Origin of the sequence: Synechococcus sp. R6-7, from assembly GCF_047461695.1 — a bacterium.
GTDB lineage: Bacteria > Cyanobacteriota > Cyanobacteriia > Thermostichales > Thermostichaceae > Thermostichus.
The window spans coordinates 1-5,541 of record NZ_JANSHS010000494.1 but is presented as its reverse complement, the minus strand read 5'-3'; the positions used below and the strand labels follow the sequence as shown (position 1 = coordinate 5,541).

Annotated in this window: 4 protein-coding genes and 1 pseudogene; 1 reads left to right on the top strand and 4 read right to left on the bottom strand. The window is 57.4% G+C overall.

Annotation, left to right across the window (positions count from 1 at the left end; all coding sequences use genetic code 11):
- From NW815_RS13330 to NW815_RS13320, 3 genes and pseudogenes are all read right to left on the bottom strand, one after another.
- Positions 1–122, bottom strand: a pseudogene (locus NW815_RS13330) (ketol-acid reductoisomerase); the annotation flags it as partial.
- A 63-nt stretch (positions 123–185) separates the two neighbouring features.
- Positions 186–1,667, bottom strand: coding sequence for a glycosyltransferase (locus tag NW815_RS13325; protein WP_414388786.1), 1,482 nt, complete (start codon positions 1,665–1,667; stop codon positions 186–188).
- 187 nt (positions 1,668–1,854) lie between these two features.
- Complete coding sequence (locus NW815_RS13320; RefSeq protein WP_011433386.1) at positions 1,855–2,316, bottom strand: YlqD family protein; 462 nt, start codon at positions 2,314–2,316, stop codon at positions 1,855–1,857.
- Between the two features lie 278 nt (positions 2,317–2,594).
- On the opposite strand from NW815_RS13320, the gene hemC reads away from it, so the two are divergent.
- Positions 2,595–3,581, top strand: coding sequence for a hydroxymethylbilane synthase (gene hemC, locus NW815_RS13315; protein WP_414388785.1), 987 nt, complete (start codon positions 2,595–2,597; stop codon positions 3,579–3,581).
- 1,085 nt (positions 3,582–4,666) lie between these two features.
- On the opposite strand, the gene NW815_RS13310 is transcribed toward hemC, so the two are convergent.
- The coding region (locus NW815_RS13310; RefSeq protein ID WP_414416114.1) for a hypothetical protein at positions 4,667–5,541 on the bottom strand (875 nt) is incomplete at its 5' end.

Genomic DNA, 5,541 nt, shown 5'->3' with positions numbered 1-5,541 from the left:
ACACCGCTATCGCGCAAATTGAGGGCGTGGGCGTGGCCTTGGCTGCCATAGCCGATGATGGCAACGGTTTTATCGGCCAAAGGCTCCAGGTTGGCGTCGGTGTCGTAGTAGAGGCGGGCCATGGTCGAGCAGGGCGTGAGCAGGTGCTTGACTAGGATAGCAGGATTGGATCCAACTTGCTGACCTCAAGCGCCGTGATGAACAGTTTTCACCCACCTTAGGCGCTTGGGCTGTACACACATGCGAGCGGTTGTGGCGATCATAACCGGCAGCCAGTGGAGCATGTAGACCAAGCCCAGGGCGGTGTGCCACCAAAGTCGCCGTCCGCGCAAGCCCTCCACCTGGCGTAGCCCCCGGTAAAAAGCCACCGTCAGGCAGCCCATCACCAGAGCGTTCAAGGGGAGCAGCACCGAGGAGTGGCCCGCCAACAGCACCCAGAGGGTGTCGGGAACCAAGGCCATCGGCAGCAAGTACTGAGAAATAAAGAAGGCCCAGAGATCCACCGTTTTGGCCATCCCCATCCGGCGACCGAGGATCCCTGGCCAGTAGTCGAGATAGCGCTGGTAGCCCCCTTCTGCCCAGCGGCAGCGCTGGTGCCAGAGGCTTTTCCAAGAGGTGACCCCTTCTTCGACGATGGCCGGCTCTGGCAGAAAGGCGATATCTACGCCCGCCAGGTGCAGCTTAAAGGTGAGATCCAAGTCGTCGGTGAGGGTGGCCTCGTTCCAGCCGCCGCACTTTTCCAAAACATCTCGCCGCACCAGTTGGCCGTTGCCACGTAGCTCGCCAATACCCCTCACAGCCACGCGCTGCTGCTGGAAGTAAGCATCAGAGGCCATTTCCGCCACCTGCCCCAGAGTCCAGAAGTTGACGTTGGGGTTGCTCAGGGCCTTGCGCACCTGGACAGCGCCTACCGTCCGTCTGCTGAAACGGCTGCGCAGGCTTCCCACTTGAACAAACAAGGGCAGAGTGCGGGCAAGAAAATCCGAAGGCACCACAGCATCGGCATCGCAGACCAGGATGATCTCCCCTTGGGTGAGGGGCAGTACCTCGTTGAGGGCGCCGGACTTACCCCCGCCCCGCCCCGGCTGCCGCCGGTAAACCCGCAGATGCGGGATCCGCTTTTGGGCTTCCCGCAGAACTTCAGGGGTGGCATCGCTGCTGTTGTCGTCGATGGCCCACAGCTCCAGATGGCTGGTGGGGTAACGGAGCTGGGTCAAGCTGTGCAACAGCCGTGGGAGCACTGCGCTCTCATTCTTGGCTGGGATCAACACAGCCACACGGGGCAAGGCCAGCCCGCCCAACTCAGAAAGCCCGCTCTGCCCATCCCGTTGCATTGGCAGGACAGAGTCATTGTTGTTAGGGTCATCGCTGTTATCTGTTGACCTGGGATCCCGGCGGGTCGTGTCGGCAGAAGGAAGTCTCAGAGGGGGTAGGGAGGCCGCCGGTTGTAGGCGAAACAACCGACTGATGTGGATCACCATGAACGTGGCCAAACCAACGGTGATCCAACGGGCCGTCGGCACCACATGCATCAGGCTGACCAACCCCCACACCATGGCCAGAACCAGCAGAGCCTTGAGACGGCGGCGCTGGGCCGAGGTGAGCAACCAATCGGGAAGATGAAGATCCTCGAGAGGCTCTGGCTCTGACCAGACGAACTCAGACATGGGAATCCTCCCCCGGGCGGCAATGTTACCCAACCTCGCCAGCCTGTGCGAGCGTTAACCCAAAGGCTGTTAAGAGGTTGTTACCTATTGTCACCCATTGTGTTGGCGAAACGGAGTTCTCGAGAACCTACAGGCGAGAAAAATTGGGGATCCCGACTGCCGCTTCTCCGGCAAGGGGGTGAGTAGCCTATGGGTTACCGCGAATCTCTTTGATCACCCCATCTTCCAGAAGGATCTCGACCTGCATTTTCTGGATCAGGTTGTCTCCTTTTTGGACTCGGAAGAAGCTCTCCACATTGCCCTGCAGCACTTCTTGGTTAAGCTCCAGGGTGCTCAGTTGGTTGATCTGCTGCAACAATTGGTTTTTCTGATCCAAGAGGCGGATTTTCTGCTCGTTCACGCGGCTTTTCACCGCTTCCACCTGTTGGAGCACTTGGGGGCTGTTGGGGTTGGGGCTCTGTTTCTCCAGTTCGGCAATAGCCCGCTTGCCCTGAAACTCCAGCTGTTGCATCTGAGCATCGGTGGCTTCGATCTGCCGCTCCAATTGCTCCTGCATTTCCTTTTTCCAAAGGGGTGTGACCACCACCTTAACGGGAATGTTGCGTTTGAGCAGTAATTGAGTGCCGTTGCTGACGTTGTTTTCTTCCATAAGACTCATCCAGGCAGACGACCAACCAAACCAGGGGCTTGTGCCCATTGTAGAAAGCTCCCCTCAAAAGCTCTGGGGTTGGGGAAGAGGAGCTTGACAGACCGGATCCTCCCCCGCCGAGCCGGAGAATCCATCTACTTATCCTACCGGCTGGGATCCCTGCGGTAAAGTCTTGATTTCGGGAAACTGCAATTTTGGTTAAGGATCTTAAAGGCCGCCGCCTTGCCCTGGCACAGATTCGGCTAGCGTGAGAGACAGTGTTCTTTTTTGCGGCAGCCATGAGCGAACGGGCCTCGACCCCTTCCAAGCCCTCTGCTGGGATCACCGAGCCGGTGCGGATTGCCTCTCGAAAAAGCGAGTTGGCTTTGGTGCAGACCCAGTGGGTGATGGGTCAGTTGCAAGAACACCATCCGGGATTACCTCTGGAGCTCAACACTCTCTCCACCCAGGGAGACATCATCCTGGATGTAGCCCTGGCCAAAATTGGGGACAAAGGTCTTTTTACCAAGGAATTGGAAGTTAGCCTGCTCAACGGCAGCAGCGACTTGGCGGTACATAGCCTTAAAGACTTGCCCACTCGCCTGCCGGAGGGCTTGGTGTTGGGGGCGATCACGCGGCGGGAGGATCCCCTGGATGCTTTGGTGGTGGGGGAAAAGTTCCGGGATTACCGACTGGCCACCCTGCCAGAGGGGACGGTGATCGGCACTTCATCGCTGCGGCGGCTGGCCCAACTGCGCCATGCCTTTCCCCACTTGCACTTTAAGGATGTGCGGGGCAACCTCAACACCCGCCTGGCTAAGCTGGAGCGGGGAGAGTACGATGGCCTGATTTTGGCGGTGGCCGGCTTGAAGCGTCTGGGCAAAGCCGACCGGATCCACGAGGTGTTGGATCCCGGCGTGTCTCTGTACGCGGTTGGGCAGGGATCCCTGGGAATCGAGTGTCGGCAGGGAGATGAGCGGATTCTGGAGCTTATCCGACCCTTGGCCGATGCGGAGGCCACAGCCCGCTGCTTGGCGGAGCGAGCTTTCCTGCGGGCTTTGGAAGGAGGGTGTCAAGTGCCCATTGGCGTTCACAGCCAAGTCCAAGGGGAGGCGCTGCACCTAACCGGTATGGTGGCCGACCTGGATGGCCGGCGGCTCATCCGCGATACTCAGACGGGATCCACCGCCGATCCCGAGGCAGTGGGGATGGCTCTTGCAGAAAAGCTAAAACAGCAGGGGGCCGACGAGATTTTGCAGGCCATTTTTGCCCAGGCCCGCCGTTAGGCTTTCCTACTTTTTCTGAGTAGGCTTTGAGAACTTCAGCTAGGGTCAGCTGAAGAAAAGGGGGAACAATGAAGTCCCCCCTACGTGAATTGCACTCAAATGGGAAATTCGCATTCGCAGCAGCAGTATCTAAGCTCTAGCTTAGCTTCCAAAACCGCCGTATCATCTTGAACTACTAGGGTCACTCTGTTGTTTGCAATCTCTGCAGGCGAGAGGGTTAGAGTTTTGGTGAAGGTTTGGCCAGGCGGAATTGGGGAAGTATACAAAAACCCCGCTTGAGTTAAAGTCCCGCCGTTGTATAGGTAGTACTTGTCGTTCCCGGCATTAGGAGTTGTGTTACTTGTTGCCTGCAAGTTATTGCGATAGGTAAACGTAAGGGTGCCTCCCATCCGGCAGCCCGTTTTACAAGGGGGGCTCCATTGGAAGGTATGAGCAAAGAGTTTATTGGCTTGGGGCTCTCCCCAGTTGACTGTCCCGAAAGGGCCCTGGAGAGTTGTCCAAATTTGGGGTGGAACCTCCGATGGCAGGGGGGAAGCAGGGTTTGGCGGAGGAGCGCTGAGGGTTACTGAGCGCAACACCATGGGTCTCGAGCACGGAAGGCCAGGCAGAGGTCTTGGCGAAGGGGGGAAAGGAACCTGGCGGAATAGCTCATCTACAGTTTCTGAGGATTCTGCCGGAGCTATGGGAACTGGGGAGGGTATCGATCTAGGCACAGAAGGCATAGGCTGCCTAGCTGGCCCTGGAGCCTGAGCCACCAAAAAATGATCTCGAGCCAAGGCAGTACCTGGAAGAAAACCACTCTCCCAAAACGGTGTGAGTAGTAGAGCCAAAATGCCCAAGTGAAGCCCTGCTTTCATCTGTGTTCTCCAAACCTTAAAAGTATAGAGATGCCCGTTCTTCCTCAGTTACAGCTAAAGCCGACGGAGAGGAAAAATAATCTGGCAGCAAAGACTTTCCGGAATACGAGCAGGTTCCTCAAACCTTGTGAAATTTAATTAAGCTTAATTTAGGTCTTTGCCTTAAGGTGCGCTTAGTTAAACCAAATTAAACCAAGCGGACTTGGCTTCCCAGAAGGAAAAGAAAACTTAGGATCTGGAGAAGATGCGCCGCTCAAACTTCAGCCCAATCCAGATCACCCCGATCCCACAGGCCACCAACACCGCCGACTTGGCCAACAGGCCGGTTGGGTACTCGAAAAAGCGGGTCAGCACCACCAGGGTTAGCCCCAACAGTCCCTGCCAGAAGCGCCCCCGCCGCCCTTGCTGTAGCCCTTCCCAGCAGAGCACTGCTGACAGCCCCAGCAACAGCAAGGTCACTATCCAGGGGGCAAAGAGGACCAAGGCTGCTCCTGCCGTCACGTTCAAAGGCACAGCGCTGCCGATCCCCAGCAAAAGCGCCAAGGCAACCAGAGAAATCAGAACAGCAGCATCCTTCAGCCAAGACGAAACGGGCTGGGATCTCTTCTCCTGCCAACCCTGCCACCAGCCCCAGCCCGCCAGCAGCAGCAACCCCACTGCCGACAAGCTCGCCCAGGGATCCCCAACGTTCCAGAGGGGATCCTCGGAAAGATCGACCCACGTCCCGACGAAGCTCCAGACATAGAGCAGGACACCCAACCCCAGCAGAGCCAAGTTCTGGGCTGTCGGGGCCAAATCCAAGCCTTGCTCCAGCTCGCCGGGAAGCTCTGGATCCCTTCCTTCAGTTAAAACCCGGCTTAGCCAAGGCTTATGGCGTTGGTGCCACAGACCCAACCCCCACACAACTGCAACACCAAGCAGATGCAAAAGGGTTAAACCTTGGAAAGAGCTGCCCAAACGCTCGGCTAACCCTTGCAACGCCAGGCCAAAGTTCACCACGGCCAGGGCAAAAACCCAGCGAGAGCAACACCAATAGGCCAGAGGAACCAGCAGGCCCAGGGTCAACCAAGGATAGAGGATGACTCTAGTCAATAATAAGCTCA

What these genes read in the sequence shown, in the direction of transcription:
- NW815_RS13320 (WP_011433386.1), bottom strand. Translation starts at nt 2,316, where the DNA reads ATGGAAGAAAACAACGTCAGCAACGGCACTCAATTACTGCTCAAACGC.
- hemC (WP_414388785.1), top strand. Translation starts at nt 2,595, where the DNA reads ATGAGCGAACGGGCCTCGACCCCTTCCAAGCCCTCTGCTGGGATCACC.
- NW815_RS13325 (WP_414388786.1), bottom strand. Translation starts at nt 1,667, where the DNA reads ATGTCTGAGTTCGTCTGGTCAGAGCCAGAGCCTCTCGAGGATCTTCAT.